General features: G+C 69.2%; 21 protein-coding genes. 12 read left to right on the top strand and 9 right to left on the bottom strand.

The genetic code is table 11. The features are described 5' to 3' along the window. The first annotated feature begins 64 nt into the window (after positions 1-64). Positions 65-2038, top strand: a complete 1974-nt coding sequence (locus LLS1_RS01030; protein ID WP_226653209.1) for a cytochrome c oxidase assembly protein — start codon at positions 65-67, stop codon at positions 2036-2038. Here the strand turns inward: LLS1_RS01030 and LLS1_RS01035 are convergent, their stop codons facing one another. Continuing rightward, entirely contained in the window at positions 2039-3079 is a 1041-nt protein-coding gene (locus LLS1_RS01035) for a hypothetical protein (protein WP_226653210.1), read from the bottom strand. Between the two features lie 93 nt (positions 3080-3172). Between LLS1_RS01035 and LLS1_RS01040 the strand changes: the two genes are divergently transcribed. Together LLS1_RS01040 and LLS1_RS01045 are read left to right on the top strand one after the other, a co-directional pair. Then, positions 3173-4477 carry an ATP-dependent RecD-like DNA helicase gene (locus LLS1_RS01040; protein WP_226653211.1) on the top strand — a complete coding sequence of 435 codons (1305 nt, stop codon included), beginning with the start codon at positions 3173-3175 and terminating at the stop codon, positions 4475-4477. A gap of 26 nt (positions 4478-4503) precedes the next feature. Next, positions 4504-4854, top strand: coding sequence for an FHA domain-containing protein (locus LLS1_RS01045; RefSeq protein ID WP_223358639.1), 351 nt, complete (start codon positions 4504-4506; stop codon positions 4852-4854). A 3-nt stretch (positions 4855-4857) separates the two neighbouring features. Here the strand turns inward: LLS1_RS01045 and LLS1_RS01050 are convergent, their stop codons facing one another. Continuing rightward, positions 4858-5508, bottom strand: a complete 651-nt coding sequence (locus LLS1_RS01050; protein ID WP_223358638.1) for a heme oxygenase (biliverdin-producing) — start codon at positions 5506-5508, stop codon at positions 4858-4860. 127 nt (positions 5509-5635) lie between these two features. Between LLS1_RS01050 and LLS1_RS01055 the strand changes: the two genes are divergently transcribed. Beyond that, positions 5636-6061, top strand: coding sequence for a hypothetical protein (locus LLS1_RS01055; RefSeq protein ID WP_226653212.1), 426 nt, complete (start codon positions 5636-5638; stop codon positions 6059-6061). Between the two features lie 55 nt (positions 6062-6116). On the opposite strand, the gene LLS1_RS01060 is transcribed toward LLS1_RS01055, so the two are convergent. The 3 genes from LLS1_RS01060 to LLS1_RS01070 all read right to left on the bottom strand — a co-directional run bounded on the left by LLS1_RS01060 (position 6117) and on the right by LLS1_RS01070 (position 8359). Further along, positions 6117-7268, bottom strand: a complete 1152-nt coding sequence (locus LLS1_RS01060; protein ID WP_226653213.1) for a hypothetical protein — start codon at positions 7266-7268, stop codon at positions 6117-6119. A gap of 138 nt (positions 7269-7406) precedes the next feature. Further along, complete coding sequence (locus LLS1_RS01065; protein ID WP_226653214.1) at positions 7407-7916, bottom strand: hypothetical protein; 510 nt, start codon at positions 7914-7916, stop codon at positions 7407-7409. A gap of 29 nt (positions 7917-7945) precedes the next feature. Further along, positions 7946-8359, bottom strand: coding sequence for a DUF4383 domain-containing protein (locus tag LLS1_RS01070; protein WP_223358634.1), 414 nt, complete (start codon positions 8357-8359; stop codon positions 7946-7948). A gap of 154 nt (positions 8360-8513) precedes the next feature. On the opposite strand from LLS1_RS01070, the gene LLS1_RS01075 reads away from it, so the two are divergent. Continuing rightward, positions 8514-9788 (top strand): serine hydrolase, encoded by a 1275-nt coding sequence (locus LLS1_RS01075; RefSeq protein ID WP_226653215.1) that lies wholly within the window; start codon positions 8514-8516, stop codon positions 9786-9788. A gap of 1 nt (position 9789) precedes the next feature. Here the strand turns inward: LLS1_RS01075 and fliW are convergent, their stop codons facing one another. From fliW to flgN, 4 genes are read right to left on the bottom strand one after another with little or no spacing between them, the layout of a single operon-like run. After that, a complete protein-coding gene (gene fliW, locus LLS1_RS01080) occupies positions 9790-10173 on the bottom strand; it encodes a flagellar assembly protein FliW (protein ID WP_223358632.1) in 384 nt (127 codons plus the stop codon). Continuing rightward, positions 10170-11054 carry a flagellar hook-associated protein FlgL gene (gene flgL / locus LLS1_RS01085; RefSeq protein ID WP_226653216.1) on the bottom strand — a complete coding sequence of 295 codons (885 nt, stop codon included), beginning with the start codon at positions 11052-11054 and terminating at the stop codon, positions 10170-10172. Before flgL ends, fliW begins: the two co-directional genes overlap by 4 nt. A gap of 4 nt (positions 11055-11058) precedes the next feature. After that, a complete protein-coding gene (gene flgK / locus LLS1_RS01090) occupies positions 11059-12483 on the bottom strand; it encodes a flagellar hook-associated protein FlgK (RefSeq protein WP_226653217.1) in 1425 nt (474 codons plus the stop codon). A 4-nt stretch (positions 12484-12487) separates the two neighbouring features. Then, positions 12488-12979: a flagellar export chaperone FlgN gene (gene flgN, locus LLS1_RS01095; protein WP_226653218.1), complete on the bottom strand. Its 492-nt coding sequence runs from the start codon at positions 12977-12979 to the stop codon at positions 12488-12490. Positions 12980-13401: 422 nt separating this feature from the next. Between flgN and LLS1_RS01100 the strand changes: the two genes are divergently transcribed. From LLS1_RS01100 to LLS1_RS01130, 7 genes are all read left to right on the top strand, one after another. Beyond that, the gene (locus LLS1_RS01100) at positions 13402-14220 is read left to right on the top strand and encodes a sigma-70 family RNA polymerase sigma factor (RefSeq protein ID WP_226653219.1); all 819 of its coding nucleotides are present in this window, start codon (positions 13402-13404) and stop codon (positions 14218-14220) included. Between the two features lie 92 nt (positions 14221-14312). Further along, entirely contained in the window at positions 14313-15146 is an 834-nt protein-coding gene (locus LLS1_RS01105) for a flagellin (protein WP_223358627.1), read from the top strand. 151 nt (positions 15147-15297) lie between these two features. Continuing rightward, on the top strand, positions 15298-16683 hold the full coding sequence (fliD, locus tag LLS1_RS01110) for a flagellar filament capping protein FliD (protein WP_226653220.1): 1386 nt from the start codon (positions 15298-15300) through the stop codon (positions 16681-16683). Beyond that, positions 16680-17108 carry a flagellar export chaperone FliS gene (gene fliS / locus LLS1_RS01115; protein ID WP_226653221.1) on the top strand — a complete coding sequence of 143 codons (429 nt, stop codon included), beginning with the start codon at positions 16680-16682 and terminating at the stop codon, positions 17106-17108. Before fliD ends, fliS begins: the two co-directional genes overlap by 4 nt. Further along, positions 17098-17460 carry a hypothetical protein gene (locus tag LLS1_RS01120; protein WP_226653222.1) on the top strand — a complete coding sequence of 121 codons (363 nt, stop codon included), beginning with the start codon at positions 17098-17100 and terminating at the stop codon, positions 17458-17460. Before fliS ends, LLS1_RS01120 begins: the two co-directional genes overlap by 11 nt. A gap of 88 nt (positions 17461-17548) precedes the next feature. Further along, positions 17549-19528 carry a hypothetical protein gene (locus tag LLS1_RS01125; RefSeq protein ID WP_226653223.1) on the top strand — a complete coding sequence of 660 codons (1980 nt, stop codon included), beginning with the start codon at positions 17549-17551 and terminating at the stop codon, positions 19526-19528. 576 nt (positions 19529-20104) lie between these two features. After that, entirely contained in the window at positions 20105-20446 is a 342-nt protein-coding gene (locus LLS1_RS01130; RefSeq protein WP_223358623.1) for a flagellar basal body protein, read from the top strand. Positions 20447-20455: the final 9 nt, after the last annotated feature.

A 20455-nucleotide genomic window follows, 5' to 3' on the forward strand; every position in this document is an offset into this window, starting at 1 on the left:
ATCCGGGAGGGGCGCGGCGGATGCTGTGGGCGGGCGCCCAGGCCCGGGGCCGTAGGCTGGTCTGGTGCCCCGAATCGTCCGTGTGATCGGCCCTGCCGCGCTGCTCGTCGCCGCCCTGGCGTCCGTGCTGGCCGGCCTCGCCTTCGGCGGTGGGGCGACGGCTCCGCTGCTGGCCGACCCGGGCGCGCTCGTGCGTTACGGTCTCCCGATCGCGACCCTGATCGTCAACCTCAGCCTCTCGGGAGCGGTCGGCGCTCTCGTCCTCGTCTGCTTCGTGTTCACACCGGATCGCGAGGAGTTCGGCAAGGCCCTCGACTTCGCTGCGGGATGCGCCGCGGTGATGACGGTGGCTGCCGCCGCGACCGGCCTCTTCACCTTCGTGAGCGTGTCGAACGTGCCGTGGTCGTTCGACGAGACCTTCAGCAACGGCCTGAGCTCCTTCATCACCAGCGTCTCCCTCGGCCAGGCGTGGCTCGGCGTCACACTGATCGCCGCCGCCGTCACCGTGCTCTGCTTCGCCGTGCGCAACCAGACGGCCCTGATCTTCGTCACCGTGCTGGCGATGGCCGCCGTCGTCCCGATGGCGCAGCAGGGCCACAGTGCGGAGGCTGCGGGTCACGACGCCGCCGTCACCTCGTTCGGTCTGCACGTGCTGTTCGCCGCCATCTGGCTGGGCGGTCTCGTGACGATCATCGTGCTCCGCGGCGTCTTCGGCGGCGACCGGCTCGTGACGGTGATGGAGCGGTACTCCTCGATCGCGCTGATCTCGTTCATCGTGGTCGCGGCCTCCGGGTATGTGAACGCGGAGCTGCGCATCGGCGACCTCGCCCAGCTCGCCACGCCGTACGGCATCCTCGTGCTCGTCAAGGTGGCTGTCCTCGTCGTGCTCGGTCTCTTCGGGGTCTCGCAGCGTCGCATCCTGATCGGGAGGCTGAAGGCGGGCGGCAAGCGCGGCACCTTCTGGTGGATCGTCACGGCGGAGCTCGCCTTCATGGGCATCGCCTCCGGTGTGGCGGCCGCTCTCGCGCGCACCGTCACGCCCGTCCCGCAGACGCGCGCCGCGACCCCGACGCCCGCCGAGATCCTCACCGGCGAGAAGCTCCCGCCCGAGCTCACCTGGGGCCGGCTCTTCACCAGCTGGAACTTCGACCTGCTCTGGGTGCTGGGCTGCGCATTCGCGTTGTTCTTCTACCTCGCCGGAGTGTGGCGCCTGCGGCGGCGCGGCGACGCCTGGCCGATCTACCGCACCATCCTGTGGGTGCTGGGAATCGCGTTGCTGTTCTACATCACGAACGGCGGCGTCAACGTCTACGAGAAGTACCTGTTCTCGGCGCACATGTCGGCGCACATGGTGCTGACGATGGCCGTGCCGCTGCTGCTCGTTCCCGGCGCGCCCGTGACCTTGGCCGCGCGCGCCATCCGCAAGCGCACCGACGGATCCCGCGGCGGCCGCGAGTGGATCCTGCTCGCCGTGCACTCGCGCTTCGCGGCGATCGTCTCCAACCCGATCGTCGCGGCGATCCTGTTCGCCGGCTCGCTGTGGGTGTTCTACTACACGCCGATCTTCCGGTGGGCGACGACGGACCATATCGGGCACGAGTGGATGGTCGTCCACTTCCTCATCACCGGCTACCTGTTCGTGCAGTCGCTGATCGGGATCGACCCGGTGAAGTTCCGGCTCCCCTACCCGTTCCGGTTGCTGCTCCTGCTGCTGACGATGGCGTTCCACGCGTTCTTCGGCCTCTCGATCATGCAGATGCACGGCCTCCTGCTCGCCGACTGGTTCGGTGCGATGGGCCGCACCTGGGGCGACCCCCCGCTCGTCGACCAGCAGACGGGCGGCGGCATCGCCTGGAGCATCGGAGAGATCCCGACCGTCATCCTGGCGATCGTCGTCGCGATCCAGTGGAGCCGCAGCGACGAGCGCGAGACGCGCCGCCGCGACCGCAACGCGGACCGGACGAACGACGCCGAGCTGCGCGCCTACAACGAGCAGCTCGCGCGCCTGGCGCAGCGCGACGGGGCCGAGCGGCAGTAGCTACTGCCCCACGACGATGTCGAGCGACCCGTCCGAACGGATGGTGACGCTCGTGAGGGAGACGGCGAAGCGCTCGTCCGACTCGCGCTGATCGATCGTCCCGTCGAACAGCGACTGCACGGTGACCGAGAGGTGCGCCACTCCCACCGCCTGGTCCATCGTCCACGCGGTCGCGCCGGCCGAGAGGTGCACGGCGGGATACGTGGCCATGGTCCAGGCGGGGGCGCCCTGCACGCGGTCGTCGATCTCCACCCCGAACGGGCAGCCGGCGGGCTGGAGGACCTGCTGGGTCGCGCACTGGTCGAGGAAGGCGTTCAGCTGCTTCTGCACGGCGTCCGTGAACGCCTGCGTCGGCTGGGCGTCGACGGTCGTCTCCACGGTGCGTGCCGGGGCGGCGAGGACGACGGCGGGCGCGGCGTCGAGGTATCTCGAGGTGTGGCCGAGCACGTAGCGGCCGGGCGCGAACATGAGATAGTCGGCGGCGACGCTGAAGGCGTTCGCGGGCTGGTCGGGGGCGGCGGCACGCGGGTCGACCGTGTGGGAGGCGATGGTGAAGTCCTGCGCGTGGGCGACCGTGATGTGCGCGACGGTGAGCGGCGTCGTGGCGAACCGCCACAGGGGCAGGATGCCGAGAACCGAGCCCGACTGCTCGACGGCGAAGGTCGCGCTCACGGCGTGGCCGTCCGAGGTCGCCTGGACGGTGACGTCGTGGACACCGCTCGATCGGGTGCGGTCGGAGACGACGCGGATGTCGGCGATGCGTGGCAGGAGGTCGGCCCGCAGAAGCTCCCGCGAGGCGCTGGAGGGCAGTCCGGCCTGCTTCAGGGCGGCGGAGGTCGGCGCGGCACCCGGCATCCCGAGGGCTGCGGCGACATCGCGCGCGGCGAGGGTCTGCATGTAGCCGGCGACGAAGCCCGAGGCGCTGTAGTAGGTGCGCTGAACGGCGCCGAACGCCGCGAACAACGCGACGAGGAGCAGGAGCCCGATGCCGGACCAGACGATGAGCGTGCGCACTCGTCGCCCCGACTCATCCCCAGCCATGAAGCCATCCTATTGGCCTGTGTAGAAGCGGCTCCCGCTCGGCCACGCGGGTTAGAGTAGTCCGGCAGGTCGCGCGAGGGGAAAGGGACTCGGATGGGCCGACTCTCGCTCTCGCCGGAGCAGCAGGCGGTGTTCGAACTCATCGAGCACACGCGTGAGCACGTCTTCGTGACGGGTCGTGCGGGCACGGGCAAGTCCACCCTGCTCAACCACCTCTCCTGGAACACGGAGAAGTCGATCGTGATCGCGGCACCGACGGGCGTCGCCGCCCTCAACGTGGGTGGCCAGACCATCCACTCGCTCTTCCGGCTGCCCATCGGCGTCATCGCCGACCACGCCATCGAGCAGAGCGCCGAGCTGCGCAAGCTCCTCAACACGATCGACACCCTCGTGATCGACGAGGTCTCGATGGTCAACGCCGACCTCATGGACGCGGTCGACCGCAGCCTGCGCCAGGCGCGCCAGCGCCCGGCCGAATCGTTCGGCGGCGTGCAGGTCGTGCTCTTCGGCGACCCGTACCAGCTGGCCCCCGTGCCGGGAGACCAGGAGGAGCGCGCCTACTTCACCGACAACTACCGCTCGATGTGGTTCTTCGACGCCAAGGTGTGGCAGGAGTCCGAGCTGCGCATCGTGGAACTGCTGCAGGTGCACCGGCAGCACGAGTCCGACTTCCGGTTCATGCTCAACGCCGTGCGGCACGGGCAGGTGACGAAGGAGATCGCCGACCGGCTGAACGAGGTCGGCGCCCGGCCGGCCCCGGACGACGGCACGATCACCCTCGCGACCCGCAACGACACGGTCAACCGCATCAACGCGCAGGCGCTCGAGCGGCTCCCCGGCCGGGTGCTGACGGCGAAGGCCGAGATCAGCGGCGACTTCGGCGGCCGCAACTACCCGGCGGAGGAAGCCCTGGAGCTGAAAGTCGGCGCCCAGGTCATGTTCCTGCGCAACGACGTCGGGCATGGCGACGGGCCGCGCTGGGTCAATGGAACGATCGGCACGGTCACGCGCATCGACTCCACTGTCTTCGTCGACGTCGACGGGGAGGTCCACGAGGTCGAGCCCACGATCTGGGAGAAGTTCAAGTACAGCTACTCCCCCGAGACCAAGAAGCTCACGAAGGACGTGGTGGCGGAGTTCACGCAGTTCCCGTTGCGCCTGGCGTGGGCGGTCACCATCCACAAGTCGCAGGGCAAGACGTACGACGCGGCCATCGTCGACCTGGGCAGCCGGGCCTTCACCTCCGGTCAGACGTATGTGGCGCTCAGCCGTATCACGACGCTCGACGGGCTGTACCTGACGCGTCCGCTGCGCCCGAGCGACATCACGGTCGACCCCGACGTGGAGCGGTTCATGCGCGACGCACGACCGGTGAGGGTCCCGCTCAGCGCGAGCTGAGCGCGGCCGAGGCGAAGGAGACGCAGATGATCACGTTCGTGCTGGACTTCAGCGATGGGCAGCACGTCGAGACCACCGGCAACGGGGTCATCGGCCGCAACCCGGGCGTCCACACGCCGGGGACCGAGTTCGACGACCCGGCCCATGTGGAGCTGGTCGGGATCCGCGACGACAACACGTCCGTCTCCCGCGCGCACCTGGCGTTCGGCCAGTACGACGACGTCTTCTGGGTGATGGACCTGGGCTCGTCGAACGGCACGACCATCTCGTACCCGGGCGAGGGCACGTTCGCGTGCGATCCGAACACGCGGCACGAGGTCGACCCGGGGTCGATCGTGCGGTTCGGGAGCGCGAGCTTCACGCTCAGCCGCCGCTGAACGTCAGGCCGCGGCGGCCTTCGCCGCGGCGAGATCGTTGAACAGCTCGGTGTTGAAGCGGAACGCCAGCCCGACCTCCGCGATCACGCGCTCGCGCTCCTCCTCCGTCCAGTCGACGGCGTCGAGCTGGGAGCGGTAGACGTCTTTGAAGACCTTCGGCTTGGCGATGTCGGCGAACAGGTAGAACCCGACGCCGTTCGTCTCGAAACCGTACTGGCGCTGCAGGAGGGTGCGGATGATCTGACCGCCGGAGAGGTCGCCGAGGTAGCGCGTGTAGTGGTGGGCGATGAAGCCGCCCGGCCAGTCGTGGCCCACCTCGCGGATCCGCGCGGTGTAGCGGAAGGTGCTCGGCAGCGGCGCGATGCGGTCGCGCCAGTCGTTGCCGAGCAGGAACTCGAGGTCGGCCTCGATGGCCGGCAGGCGAGTGAGCTTGGGGGTGATGAACAGGGCGGCGACCGGGTCGTCGGCCATGTGGACCGCGGCCTCCTCGAGCGCCTCGTAGATGAAGTAATGCTGGGCGAGGAGGTGGATGTAGTCCTCACGGCTGCCCTTGCCGCTCATGAGGTCCTGCATGAAGTTCGCGCCTTCGCTCTCCTCGTGCACGGTCCGGGTGCGCTCGCGGAGCGCTTGCGAGAAGGGGATCAGTTCGGCCATCGGGTCTCCTGGTCAGGTAAGGCTTGCCTAACATCGTGACGGACGGAAGGGGGTCCCGTCAAGCTGGACGGCCCGGTCTGCGCGCCTCCTTCAGCGGGTCGGCAGGTGGGCGGCCTACGCTCGCCCCATGAACGCCTGCGCCGATCTCGTCTCGACAGCGGAGCGTCTCGCCCGCACCTCGGCCTCCTCCCGCCGCTTCTTCGTCGATCTCGGCGCCGAGGCCGGGGGTGTGCGCCGCGGTCCGCTCTGGTTCTGGGATGCCGCGCGCGGCGGCCGCAACAGGATCCGGGGGCGCGGCTTCCGCCCGCACGTCGACGACGGCACGGACGGCCAGGCGCGGCACTTCGCCGGCATCCTCGCCGTCGCGGCGCGGATCGGCGTGAGGGCGACGCGCTGGTTCGCCATCCACGTGCTCGGGGACGCCGAGGACTCCGCCGACGGACGCCTCACCGACCACGCGCTCGACCTCGTGCGGCTCGCGCGCTCCGGGGCCGTGACCAGGGCCACCGTCGGCGACTGGATCCGCCGCACGATCTGCGAGCCGGTGCACTGACGCAGAGAGGCCGTGCGGCGATCGCCGCACGGCCTCTCGCTGCGCTCGGCGCCGGTCAGCCGAAGCTCACCACGACCTTGTCGTCCTTCACCTCGATGTCGGCCGAGATGTAACCGGCCTTGCCGGTCAGGTTCTCGGTCGCCGGGTTGCCGCGATAGTCGGAGCCGGTCAGGACGGCCGTGAACGCACCGTCGCCGATCTTGAACTGGTAGTACGAGTCGCTGTCGTCGACCTCGACCTTCGGCGACTCGACGACCGTGACGGCGACGGTGGAGCCCGAGACGCTCATGTTCGAGGGGTAGCTCAGCTCGATGCCGCAGTCCTCGACGTCGTAGTACGAGGTCTTGGTCGCGCAGTCGGCGTAGTGCGCGTCGACCTGCTTCTGCACCTCGGCCAGGTACTCCTTCGAGGGCGTGAGGTCCAGCTTGAGGTCGGCGTAGGTTCCCGCGGCGATCGTCAGCTTCGGAGACCCTGCGAGCTCGTAGAAGCGGTTCGGGGCACCCAGCGTGTAGACAGCGGGATACGCGGAGATCTCGGAGTCCTTCGACGTCACGGCCTGCGTCGCGCCCTCGACGGTGAAACCGGGGATGGTCGACGAGACGTACGGCAGCTGATAGGCGAGGCCGCGGCTGACGTACCAGCCCTTGTCGTCCTTGTCGAGCTCGATGGTGTCGCGGTAGGTCTTGCCGGCGAGCTTGTACGTGACCGAGACCTGGGTCTGGTCGGAGCTGCGGCTGGTGAGGGTGCGGGTCACAGCGGGAGCGGTGATCCGCTCGGCCTTGGCGAGCACCGCGTCCGTGAGCAGGAAGTCGGACGCGTCGGCACGGCCCAGCTTGTTGGCCGCGGACGCGTTGCCCTTCGCGATGTCCTGCAGGTACTGCTCGGCGACGCCCTTCGCGCCGTTGCCGCCCGCGAGCACAGTCACGAAGAGCACGATCGCGACGATGACGACGATGACGAACGCCACGGCGCCGCCGATGACCCACCACACCCAGGGGCGGATACCGGAGCGCGCGCCCGGCGCGGGAGCGTACGGGTTGGGGGCCGCGGCGTACGCGCCCGGCTGCGGCTGCTGGGGCGGCTGCGGCTGCTGGTCCTGCGGCGGCTGCGGTGCCTGCTCCGGCGTCGGTGCCGGCGCCTGCTCGTGCGGCTTCTGCTGTCCGCCGCTCGGGTTCTGATCGTCGGTCGGTGTGTTCGGGTCGGTCATGTGATCCCCCTCTGGTCGCTGCGTTCTGGTGACGGCTCCCGAGGGGTTGCGCGCGTGGCGCGTGGATGCGGGCGCGGCCGAGGCCGGCCGGCGGACGACGGAATCCCCCGAGTTCCGTCCGACAGCTTAGCGGGCCGGTCAGTGGTGGTGGCCGACCGTCACCGCGGCGATGCCGGCATCCGTCAGGCCGAGCGCAGGGATGGTGACGGCGCACACGGCGGAGGCGCTGAGCGCCAGCGCGGCCACGAAGCGCAGCGCGCCTCCCCGTTGCGATGCGGGACGACCGCGCCGCAGCACCACGGCGCTCACGGCAGCCACAGCGACGTCGAGCAGGGAAGCCACTCCCATCGGGATCAGCGGCAATGCGAGCACGGTGCCGGAGGTCGCTGTGGCCCCCACGACGGCGAGGGACGCCCACAGCCCCACGGGGATCAGCGCCAGCACGGGCACGAGCCGGAACACGAGGGGCAGGTCGCGGGCCAGCGTCGTGACCGACCAGGCGAGCTCCGCTGCGGCGACGATCACGAGCAGGATGAGCAGTGGAAGAGGTGCGCTGGGGGCGAGCGCCGCGTGAAGCAGACCCGCCCCCAGCGCGGCCACGGCGAGGAACGCCCGGGTCGGAGGGACGACCGAGGGGGTCCCTGACATCCTGCTCAGAGGAGCCGTGGCCATGTCGGTCAGACGGCGGCCGGAGTGGAGCGCACGGTCCGCTCGGCACCGAGACCGACACCGAGGAGCACGATCGCGCTCGCCAAGTGGAGGAAGTGGTCCGGGGTGTTGAGCGCGAGGATGTTCGCGCCGGTCCCGACCAGGAAGAAGCCGACGATTCCGAGCAGCAGGTACACGGCGCCGACGGTGGTGTTGACCGCCTTCGCGGCCGCCGCCCGGGTGAGGCCGGCGATGAGCAGTGCTGCGCCGATCAGCAGATGGGCGACGTTGTGCAGCGGGTTGACCTCGAAGATGCCGAGGAGCAGCCCTCCCTGGGTGGCGACGAAGCCGACGCCGCCGGTGAAGGCGAAGCCGAGCAGGCCGACGAGCAGGTAGACGGCGCCGAAGATCGTGGCGACGAGACGGTTCGGTGATGTGCGCATGGTTCGTTCCTCCTTGGACGGCGCACGGATGCGCGCCTCATCTGGTCTTCGCAGCGTCGAACGGATCGGATTGGGACACCACCCGTTGCGTCCTGACCGGTTCCATGCCGCGGGCTACAATCCAGGGACGAGGACCAGAACGGCGGGGGAGTCCATGCGACGAGCGAACCGGATCGGACGGGCGATCGCCGCCGCGGCCGCGGCCGTGCTCCTGCTCGGCGTCACCGCCTGCACCTCCTCCTCCGCCTCCGATCTGCCGAGTCAGCGCCCCGGCGCCTTCCCCTCCGACGTCCAGAAGCGCATGGAGTCCGCGTTGACGGACGCGATGACGCTGGCGGACGCCTCCGCCGGGTTCGCGGGCGTGTGGGCGCCGTGGGCGGGCAGCTGGACCACCGCCTCCGGGACGACCACCCGTGGCGGTTCCGCCCCCGTCACGGAAGACATGACGTTCCGCATCGGGCAGAACACGCTCCCCATGACCTGCACGGTGTTCCTGCAGCTCGTCGACGACGGCACGATGGGGATCGACGACCCGCTCTCGAAGTGGATACCCGACCTGGTGGGCGTCGACGGCATCACGATGCGCGAGCTCTGCCAGGACACCTCCGGACTCGGCGACTACTCGGCGCAGCTGAACGGCCGCATGGTGATGAACCCCATCCGGCAGTGGCCGCCCCTCGAGCTCGCGAGCGAGGGCATCGCCGCCCCGCGCACCGGGAAGCCGGGCGAGAAACACTCCCCCGCCCGCACGAACGCCGTGCTCGTGGGCATGGCGGTGCGCAACGCGGCCGGAGCCGACTGGCCCGAGCTGTACGAGAAGCACCTCTTCGAACCGCTCGGGATGGACGCCAGCGTGCTGCCCGAGAGCTCGACTCTCGTGGTGCCGGGCGCGCATCCCGCCGGCTACTCCGCGAGTGTCGACGGCGTGGGCGCGGTCGCCTGCGATCCCGTCCGCGATGTCTCGCGACTCTCCCCGTCGGGTGGCTGGACCTCCGGAGGCGTGGTCTCGAACCTCCACGACCTGAAGGCGTTCAGCCAGGCGCTCGCCGCAGGCTCCCTCCTCGAGGAGAAGACCGCCGACGCCCAGATGACGGGAGTGACGAGCGGCGCCTCCTGGCAGAAGCAGGGGCTGGGAGTCGAGCTGCTCGGGCCGCTGCGCGGGAGCACCGGGGCGATCCCCGGTTACCTCTCGGCCATGTACACCGACCCGGCCTCGGGCCTCACGGTCGTCGTCGCCCTGAACAACTCGACCCCCGGCTCGGGGTTCGCCCGGGCGCTGGCCCAGCGGTTCGCCTCCATCGCCTCCAAGATCCCGGGGGCCGCCAAGGGCGCCAAGGTCGTCGCGGCGCTCCCGTGGTCGGAGGAGCAGACGGTCGACGCGATGACGAAGTCCGCGCCGTGCCCGGCGAAGGCGCCGGCCGCGAAGTAGGTCAGGCTCCGGCGAGTGCCGCCAGCTCGGCGCGCACCGGGAACGCGTCGTCGTCCAGCACCAGCTGGAGGGCGGCACCCGTCAGACGATTGACGATCACGGGGGCGAGCAGGTTGACGGTGCTCCCCTGCAGCGACGGCGTCACGACGACCAAGAGCTGCGCCTGGTCGGCCGTCTCGATGCCGAGCTCGACGGCGCGGTCGTCCGGCAGCTCCGGCGAGTAGCCGGGCAGGTGTCGTTCGGCGTCGAGTGTGAACAGCCGGATCTCCGGTCGCTCCGCCGAGGCCAGGGTGAACAGGCCCGCGGCGCCGTCGACGGGGCTCAGCTCGAAGTCGGCGAGCGGTTCGAGCCCGGGAGGCGGGCTGACGAAACGGATGGCGCTCATCGGAGGAAGTCCATCAGCGTCGGCTGCAGGACACGTGCCGTGACGGCGATCGCGGTCTGGTAGTTGACATCCTGCGTCTTGAGGTCGAGGAGCACCTTGCTCAGGTCGACGTCCTCGATGCTCGAACGCTGCGCCTCCAGCGAGTTCGCACCGACAGCGAGCATGTCCTTCGCCTTGTCGATGCGGGTCTGCCGCCCGCCGATCTCCGCGTGCTCTCCCACGATGGCCTTCGTCCTGTCGTCGATCTCGCCGAGGCGGGGACCGACGTTGACCCCCGTCCGCAGATCGTTCGAGATGGCGTCGAGCAGGGCGAACACCGAACCGGCGCCCGTGCCGAAGACGGCGGCCCCGTCGGCATCCACCCGCACCGTCGTGTCCGGGCCGATCCTGCGCTCCACTGTACTTCCCGAGGCTCCGGTGAAGGAGTAGTCCGGCTGGAACGCGACGCCCGCGTCCGAGTTTCCGGCGAAGACCGTGCGACCGAGGTAGCTGGTGTTCGCCAGCGACAGGAGCGACTTCTTGAGCCCGTCGAGCTCCGTGGCGATGGCCTCCTTCGCCTCTGTCGAGAGCGAGCCGTCGTTCGCGCCCGAGACGGTGAGGTCGCGCACGCGGCGCATGATGTCCTCCACGGAGTTGAGAGTGGAGTCGGCCGTGGTCAGCCACGCGTCGCCGTTGTCGGCGTTGCGCTTGTACTGCGCGGTCGCCGCCTGATCGGCGCGCACGCCGAGGGCGCTCGCCGTGGCCGTCGGATCGTCCGACGGCTTGGTGATCTGCCGGCGGCTCGTCGCCTGGTCGTAGAGCTGCTGCTGGCGTTGCAGGCTGAGCTGCAGGTTGCGCTGGGCGCCCAGCGTCTGCGTGGCGTTCGTCACACGGGTGAACAACGGTTTACCTCCCGACCAGTCCGGTGTGGTTGATGAGCACGTCGAGTGCCTCGTCCACAGCCGTCATCACGCGCGCAGCACCCTGATAGGCGTGCTGGAACGCGAGCATGTTCATGTTCTCCTCGTCGAGGTCGACGGAGGAGTTGGCGAGCAGCGCACTGGTGGCGGAGCTCGCGGAGAGCTCTGCGAGATCCCCCTGCTGCTGCGCGATCTTGCTCGCGACGCCGATGCGCACGACGAAGGACGACCACTGCTTGTCCACGGCGTCCGTGCCGGTCCCGAGCTGGGCGATCCTGTCGGCGATGCTGCCGTCCGTACCGCCAGCCCCCGGCGTGCCTGTCGCGATCTGCGAGACGCTCGTCGGCACGACCGAGAGGCCCAGGGCGGCGGGCTTGCTCGCGTCGATGGCGAAGAAGTCGAGCCCGGTCGCCCCGGTGCTGGTCGCGCCCGTGCGGTGGATGTCATTGACGCGCTGCGCGATCGTCACGGCGAAGGAGTTGAAGCCGGCGGCGGCCTCGGCGAGCACGCCCCCGGTGCCGGACGCGTCGGCCGGGGCGAGCGTGGAGATCGCGCCGGCGATCGATCCGCCCTCCATCGCGATGGCGGAGCCGGGACGGTACGCCCATTCGAGCCGCACCGCGTCGCCGCCGGCGTCGGACATGCGCTGCGCGCCTGCCAGGGCGACGGCGTTCGCCGAGGTGCCCTGCACCAGCGCGTTGCCGCCCACCAGCACGTCGACCGTGCCGTCCTGGTTGGCGCGCACCACTCCCCCGGCGAGCGAGGCGATCTTCGTCGTCAGCGCGTCCCGCTGGTCCATCAGCTCATTCGCCGAGGCGCCCGCGTTCAGCGCCGCGCGGATGCGGCCGTTGAGCTCGGCGACGGCGTTCGCGGCGGAGTTGAGGTCGTCGACCATCCCGCCGGCCTGCGTGCGCAGCGTCGACCACTGGTCGTCGACCGCCTGGTAGCCCTGTGCGATCTGCGTCACCAGGCTGCCCGCCTGGCCGAGCAGCACGCCGGCGGGCGCCTGCTCACCGGCCTGGTTGGAGACGTCCCCCCAGGCGGACCAGAACTTCTGCAGCTGTGTCGAGATGCCGTTGGTGCCCGGCTCGTTGAGCGAGGCCTCCAGCGACGCGAGCGCCTGGGCACGCGTATCGGAGTAGCCGGAGACCGCGGAGGTGGCGCGCACCCGGGAGCTGAGGGCGGCGTCGTCGAGCCGTTGCACGCCGCCGACGAACACGCCCTGACCCGGCTGCATGCCGCCGCTGAAGAGACCGGCCGAGCTCAGGGGTTCGACGGCGGAGGTCGCCACCCGCTGACGCGTGTAGCCGGCGGTGTTGGCGTTGACGAGGTTCTGGCCGACCACATCGAGGCCCGCCTTGGCCGCGACGAGGCCGGTGTACGCGGTGTTCAGGCCGCTGAAGGTGCTCATCGCCCTACGCCTCCGTGTCGAAGAATCGCGCGCCGCCGTCGCCGCTGCGGCTCTCGCCCGCGGCGCCGTACAGGCCGGGGTCGCCGCCGCCGGAGAGCCCGTTCAGGGTCTCCTGGGTGGAGCGGGAGGCCTCGCGCAGCAGGCGCTCGTTGGTGTCCCGCACCTCGGCGATCTGACCGGTCAGCTCCGTCATCGCCGCCAGGTGGGAGCCGAAGATGTCCGACCAGATGCCGTCGGGTGCGGCGGTCGCGAGCTCCCGGAGGGTGGCGTCCGGTCCGAGGCCCCAGGCCTCGGTGACCTCGGCGACTTCGACCGTGCGCGTCAGCCCGGCGACGCGCATCCGTTCCATGACCTGCTCGACCTCACGGGTGGCGTGGGAGATCCACCGCGACTTGCCGGCGACCAGCAGCAGCTGCTCCTCCTCGAGCTTGAACAGCAGCAGCTCCAGGAGCTCGCGCTCCTTCCAGAGCTGCGCGGAGAGTTCGCTCGCGGCCATGTCGCTCCTGACTTCCTCGTGAGTCGTAGTGCGCACTCGGTCCCCTCCGGTTCGCGAGACGGGCGGACCTGCCCGTCGACACCAGGGACAATCGGCACCGATGACCTCGATGTTAGGCGCGCACGGCTGCGAATACCCTCAGCGCGCTCCCCCTCTTCCCAGCTCGTCCTTATCAGCCGCATAGACCGTTCACGGGGATGTCGGTGATCCCATTTTTGGGGGTGCCTCCTGCCCTGTAGTGGGGGCATCCATCGCGAGACCGGAGTGCGCCGCCGTTGTTACCGTGAAAACGGAAAGACCCCTAGCACCTGCTCGGCACCCGACCCAGCCCGAGCAATCGACAGCACCGCCCGAGTACCCGTCTCAGCCCGCTCCTGGAGGGCTGCGCCGTGGTACCCGTCCGATGAAGAGGGGTCGCACGCGTGAACCGCAACGAACGAAACGCGCTCGTCGTAGAGAACCTGCCGCTGGTGGGGTACCTGGTCTCCGACCTGGTCTCGCGCGCCACCCACCTGTCGAGGGACGACCTGGCCTCCGCCGGCTCCCTTGCGCTGGTGGCCGCCGCCGACGCGTACGACGCGTCCACCGGCGTGCCGTTCGGGGCCTACGCCCGCACCCGCATCCTCGGCGCCCTCGCCGACGAGCTGCGGGCGAGCGATTGGGCCACCCGCTCCGCGCGCAAGCGCATCAAGGAGACGGTCGCCGTGCGCGAGAGCCTCACCGCCGCCCTCGGGCGCACGCCGACCGTCGACGAGATCGCCGACGCGCTGGGCGTCGACCGTCAGACGGCGGCGGCCGGCCTCGCCGACGCCGCCCGCACCGTGACCGCGCTCGACGAGACGGTCGAGCCCCTCCTCGTCTCTGACGCCGTCGGGCCGGAGGAGGCCCTCATGACCGGGGAGCGCACCGCCTACGTGCGCGCAGTCGTCGCCGCCCTCCCCGATCGGATGCGCTCCATCGTCGAGGCCATCTACTTCGACGACCGCACCGTCACCGAGATCGCCGACGAGCTGGGGATCACGCACTCCGCCGTCTCGCAGCAGCGCTCGGAGGCCATCCGCCTCATGCGCGAGGGGCTGGCGACCCACTACTCCGACGAGGGCGACCCGGAGGTCATCGAGGCCAAGACCTCGCAGGCCCGGCGCAGCGCCTACCTCGCCCGCCTCGCCCAGCGCGCGGTCGCGCACATGGGCGCGCATCCCGCGCCCCTCTCCCCCACCTCGCCCGCGCGAGCATCCTGACGTCCCTAACGGACCGGTGAGACCGGCCGATAGGGCTCCTCGCGGGCCACGGATGGGCCGCGGAACACAACCCAGATCATGGAGGAAACATCATGGGTATGCAGATCAACACCAACATCGCGGCCAACAACGCCTACCGCAACCTGAACAACACGCAGAGCGACCTCTCGAAGTCGCTCGAGAAGCTGTCCAGCGGCCTTCGCATCAACCGTGCGGCGGACGACGCGGCGGGCCTGGCCATCTCGGAGGGCCTGAAGTCGCAGGTCGGCGGCCTCACCGTCGCCGCCCGCAACGCTCAGGACGGCATCAGCGTCGTGCAGACCGCTGAAGGTCAGCTGACCGAGGTCCACTCGATCCTGCAGCGCGTGCGCGACCTGGCCGTCCAGGCCGGTAACGACTCGAACAACACCGACTCGCGCGCCGCCATCAAGACCGAGGTCGACCAGCTCCAGAAGGAGCTCACCCGGATCTCGGGCAGCGCCAACTTCAACGGCATCAAGCTGCTCGACGGCTCCAACGCCACGCTGACCTTCCAGGTCGGTGCCGGCGACACCGCGGCGAACGACCAGATCTCGGTCGACCTGTCCGGTGCGAACGTCGCCACCGTCGCCACCGCGGTCGGTGCCCTGACGTTCGACTCGGCGGCCAACGCTCTGACCTCGATCACCGCTCTCGACACGCAGATCAAGAACGTGTCGACCGCCCGCGCGAGCCTCGGTGCCGTCCAGAACCGCTTCGAGAGCACCATCCGCAGCCTCAACGTCTCCAAGGAGAACCTGTCGGCTGCGTCGTCCCGTATCACCGACACCGACATGGCGGAGGAGATGGTGAAGTACACCCGCTCCAACATCCTGTCGCAGGCCGGTACCGCGATGCTCGCCCAGGCCAACCAGTCCGGTCAGGGCGTGCTCCAGCTGCTCCGCTAGTCCGCGAGTCCCAGCTGACCAGCATGCAGTGAAGGACGGCCGGGATGCGACGCTCAAAAGCGCATCCCGGCCGTCTCACCGCAGCACCTGATCCACCGAGCACCACCAGCAGCATCACCCGCACCAGCCGTCCACCAGGGAGGGAGCACCGATGGGTTTGGCCGTCGACGGTCTCATCAGCGGTCTGCAGACCACCGATCTGATCAATCAGCTGATGCAGGCGGAGGCTGTTCCGCAGACGCTGCTGAAGAACAAGGTCACCACCTCCACCACCTACATCACGGCGATGCAGGCGCTGAACACCAAGGTGGCCGCCCTCGCAGACCTCGCGACGAAGACCGCGAAGCCCGCCACCTCCGACCTCCACACGGCCACGTCGAGCTCGACCGCCGTCACCGCGACCGCGGGGGCGGGTGCGGTGGACGGCACCATCGACTTCACCGTCGACAAGGTCGCCCAGTCGCAGGTCACCGTCACGGGCCCGCTCACACAGTGGCCCGACCAGCCGCCGGTTCTCACGTTCGTGGCCGCCGACGGGACGATGAAGCAGGTCACGGCCACGAGTTCGTCGTTGGCCGACGTCGCCGCGGCGATCAACAAGGCCGGAGTCGGCGTGACCGCCACCCGCGTCGCCGCCGGGCTCGACCCCTCGACCGGCGAGCAGCTCTACCGCCTCCAGCTGAGCTCCACCAAGACCGGCGCCGAGGGCGCCTTCACCGCCTACCGAGGCTCGACCGCCGATGTGACCGCCGGCACCGCCACCGACCTGCTCACGGAGCCGGGAGCGGCACAGGTGCGGCAGGCGCAGGACGCGCAGCTCACCCTCTGGAGCGGAACGGGCGCCGCCCAGACGGTCACCTCGTCAACCAACACCTTCGCGGATGTGCTCCCCGGTGTCTCGATCACCGTCACCGCCGCGTCGAGCACCCCGGTCACCCTCACGGTGGCGCGCAACGACCAGGCCATCTCCGATGTGGCGAAATCCTTGGTCACAAGCCTGAACGACATCTTCTCGTACATCGCGACGAAGCAGGCGGTCACGACCAGCACCGACACCGCGGGCGGCACCGTGGTCACCGCGGGCACCTTCACGGGCGACTCCACCGTGCGGGATGCGAACCAGAAGCTTCTCGACGCAGCCTCGGCCCCGATCGACGGCGTCTCCCCCTCCACCTACGGGATCTCGATCACCAGCGACGGCAACATGTCGTTCGACGCGGACACGTTCGCGACGGCGCTCGCTGCCGATCCCGAGAAGACGAAAGCGGCGGTCGCTGCGATCGCGCAACGGGTCGCCGACGCCGCCACCGCTGCCAGCGACAAGTACGACGGCACGATCACCACGAAGATCACCGGCGAGCAGTCCACGGTCAAGAGCCTCAACACCCAGATCACCGACTGGGACACGCGCCTCGCCGACCGCCGCTCCAGCCTCGAGAAGACCTACGCGAACCTAGAGGTGCAGCTCCAGAAGCTGCAGTCCCAGTCCAATTGGCTGACCGGCCAGCTCTCCTCCCTCTCATCGAGCTCCTCATGACCCTCCTGAACTCCGCCGCCGCCAAGCTCTCCGCCTACAACCGGGACAGCGTGCTCTCCGCGAGCCCCGCCCGCCTCCTGACGATGCTGTACGACCGTCTGGTGCTCGACCTGACCCGTGCGGAGAACGCCCTGGGCTCGGACAACTGGCCGATCGCGTGGGAGAACCTCCGCCACGCCGACCAGATCGTCGCGGAGCTCGCCTCCAGCCTGCGTGTCGAGCTGTGGAGCGGCGCGGACGGCCTCCTGCAGCTCTACACGTATCTCGCCGAGCTGATCGTCGACGTGACCATCGAGCGCGATGCGGCGAAGGTGCGCGAGGCGATCGAGCTCGTGGAGCCGCTCCGCCAGGCCTGGCACGAGGCCGCCGCGTCCATCCCGGCCGTGAACGCCGGAGCCGGCGGGAGCGACCTCGGTGTCGCCTGACCCGGAGGGCGCTGCCGAGGGGACCGGCTCCCCGGAGTTCCTGGACTCCTCCGAGGCCCCGGACTCCGCGGAGTCACTGGGCCCGTGGACGGCGGCGCTCGAGCGTATGGAGGGCGAGCTGCACAGCGCCCTCGCTGGGGCGGACCCCGTTCCGTGGCTCCCGCCGATCGCGCTCGGGCCGCTCCCGGCAGCGCTGCGCGATCGCGCGGCGCGGCTGCTGGAGGCCCAGCACCACACCATCCGCCATCTCGAGGACGTGCGGCAGACGACCGCGAAGCACCTCGCCGTGGTGAAGTCCGTCCCCCGGGCCGAAGATGGTCCGCGGCCGGTCTACTTCGACCTGCTCGGCTGATCGGAGCGGCGCTCTCTGCTCCATTTGGGGCATCTTGAAATCCGGGATGCTCCCGTAGCCTGGGCGCAACACCGGAAAGGGCGCGAGCATGTCGAATCAGAACCCCGTGAGCGCGTCGAGCGACATCGCGACGGCAACGCCAGCGATTTCCGGCCTCGACTATCAAGCCTTTTGGACGACGAGCGCCGGCGAAGGCTGGATGGAATTGGCCCTCGCTCAAGCCGGCGAATGGGTTCGGGATCGACTTGGTCTCGATGTCGACCTGACGAGGAACAACGAAGCGTCAAACCCCTCCCGCACCAAGCGAGTGCAAGTACTTCACAGGCAAGCTGGGCGAGAGGAGGGGGTGCGGCTTCGGGCGTGGAACACGAACCACGGGACCACCTTCACGGTGACCATCCTCGCGGTGAACGGGCCGTCCGGCGGCTGGTTGTTGGTTCAAGCGACATCGTCCGATCGGTCCCGCCGAACGGCTAAGCCCGCGGTAGCCGACCGGATCCTCAGCGTTGTGGACTTCTCGGACGTTGGTCCACTTCGCTCCACTACTCGCCATGTCGGTGCGAGCGGCCTCGATGACCTCGAGGATCTCATCGATGACCCTGACCGCAGGCTACCGGTAATCGTCGCTGCGCCGGTAGAGGGCATCGAGTTCGACCGTTGGATCGCGGCAGTCGACCGGTGGACCACGTACATCGCCGGAATCGCGCATGTTGTTTCGCTCGACCCGAACTCAGCCGCTGAATTCGCGCGCCGTCACGGTCGACGCGCGGTGTTGCCCGCCACCCTCCGAACCTATCCCCCGGGCTCCGACCTCGCCGACCCCGCTGTCGAACAGGCCTCGAAGTGGCTGACCCCTCGATCTCTAGCCGAAGACGATGTGCGCGTGTCGCGCAGCATCGAGACGTTCATCCGGCAGTACCAGGTGTCGCACCCGGTCGCCCTGCCGCCTGCGGTTCGCGAATGGTCGCGGGCTTTCGATCGCTTCGCGGCCCAGCAGCTCCGCGACGCGGTGAGCCCTGTGTCCGCAGAGCTCGACGTGCGCGTGGCGGAGCGTCAAGCGGCCCATCGGGCGCCGACTCGTGCGACTCCGCCTGCAATGCCGCCGGCTGCCAAGCGGATCCGAGAGCATGAGCGCGGTCACCGTCCCGTCGAGGAGATGGCGCGCCTCCGTGCCCAGTTGGAGGAAAGCGAGAGAGCCCGGCAGCTGCTGGAGGAGCAATTGGTGGGGATACAAGACTTCCTATCGTTGACCGACCTGTCCGAAGGCTCCCTTCTCGAGCTGCTGGACGCAGCCACCAGAACGCACCCTGATTCGGGAGCCATTCAGCAGCTCCTCGGAGACAACGAACGACTGCAGAGCCGGGTCGAGGAATTGGAGGACGCTCTCCTCCTGGAGCAGATCAACTACAGCGAATCGGTCGCCGAGCAGGATCGGCTCGAGTACTACTACGAACAGCGCGATCGCGAGGCCGCCTATCTGCGGTCGCGACTCGCCGAGTCCGACACTGCAGCAGCCTTCGGGTGGATCGACGACGGCGGGCCCTCGAACCCCCTCGGCGAGCCGCCAGCGGATTGGGATGCGTTCGTCGCTGATCCGCGCCTGGCGGACAACGGGATCGTCCTCACAGGCAACAAGCGGCGGACAAGGGACCTGGCGGGCCTGGACATCGACGGCTCGGCCCTTCAAGCCGCGTGGGACGCGATGGGAACGCTCGTGTCCTATCGCAGCGCACGGTTGGATGGGACGTGGGAAAGCGGCGTCCATTCATTCTGCGAGGCTGGGCCCCGAGGGGCATTCCATGTTCCGCCCAATCGGCATGCGCAGGATGAGTCGAGCATCACACGGAAGAACAAGAGGCTGGCTGACTATCGCCGCCTACCCGTTCCGGCATCGGTTGACTCGACTGAGCTCGTCCATATGTGGACGCACTTCAAGCCTTTCAGCTGGTCTGCCGACCAGAAGCTCCGGATCCACTACTACGACCAGGTCACCTCGGACGGTCATATATATGTCGGCCACGTCGGAATGCACCTCCCGTCCGGGTCGACAGACAAGATCCACCGATGAGCCGGAGCGGGCGCGCTCGAAGCCTGCTCGGCTGATCGGAACGGTGCGATCTGCTCATATGAGCAGTCGCCGATCCATCCTTCAGGCGCCCTCTCGGGCGTGTCCTCGCCGTCCATCGGGCATTCATGGGCCGTTCACCGCGCGGGGGTGGACCGACGCGTTCACCTTCCTCTGCTCCGCCCACGTTGTCCACCTGTGGATAACTCTGGGGAGAAGTGGTGGATGGAGGTGCGAAACGTGTGGAGGACACGCGCGAGATGTGTGGACACTCACGACACACAGGAAACAGAAATCACATCTGATCAGCAAAAACCTGGCAATTTCGCTCGCGTCGAACATCCCTTCGAAACCACATCCGTGTAATTCACACCCTCGTTCCAGTTGTGGATGAAGCTGTGGGTATACCGCTTCCGGGACCCGGAAATCCACTCTTTCCACACCGCGATCCGCAGGCTGTGGGCAATTGCGCGGACGTCGCTAACGAGCCGCTTCGAACGGCCGATAGAGCAGGCTGAGCACGGATAGCTCACCCACCAGGCCACGGATGCGCCGCCCCGACCCCGATGGAGTGCAGCTGTGCTCGAATCCGTGACCAGTGCCGCCCTGACGAGCGCCCTCGACGGCCTCGCCGCGCGGCAGCGGGCGATCGCGAACAACATCGCCAACGTCAACACCCCCGGCTACACGGCCGAGCGGGTCTCCTTCGAAGACGCCCTCGCCCGCTCGGTGGCCGAGGGCGACGGGCACACCACCGCGACGACGGCGCGCTCGCTCGAGCCGACGCGTCTCGACGGCAACAACGTCAACCTCGACACCGAGACCCTCTCGAACGTGGACACGGTCCTGCGGTTCCAGTTCGCCTCCCAGGCGGCGGGCAACCAGTTCACGGCGATCCGCTCCGCACTGCGGACGAGCTGACGGGAGCAC

The organism is Leifsonia sp. LS1 (genome assembly GCF_020521355.1).
Lineage (GTDB): Bacteria > Actinomycetota > Actinomycetes > Actinomycetales > Microbacteriaceae > Leifsonia.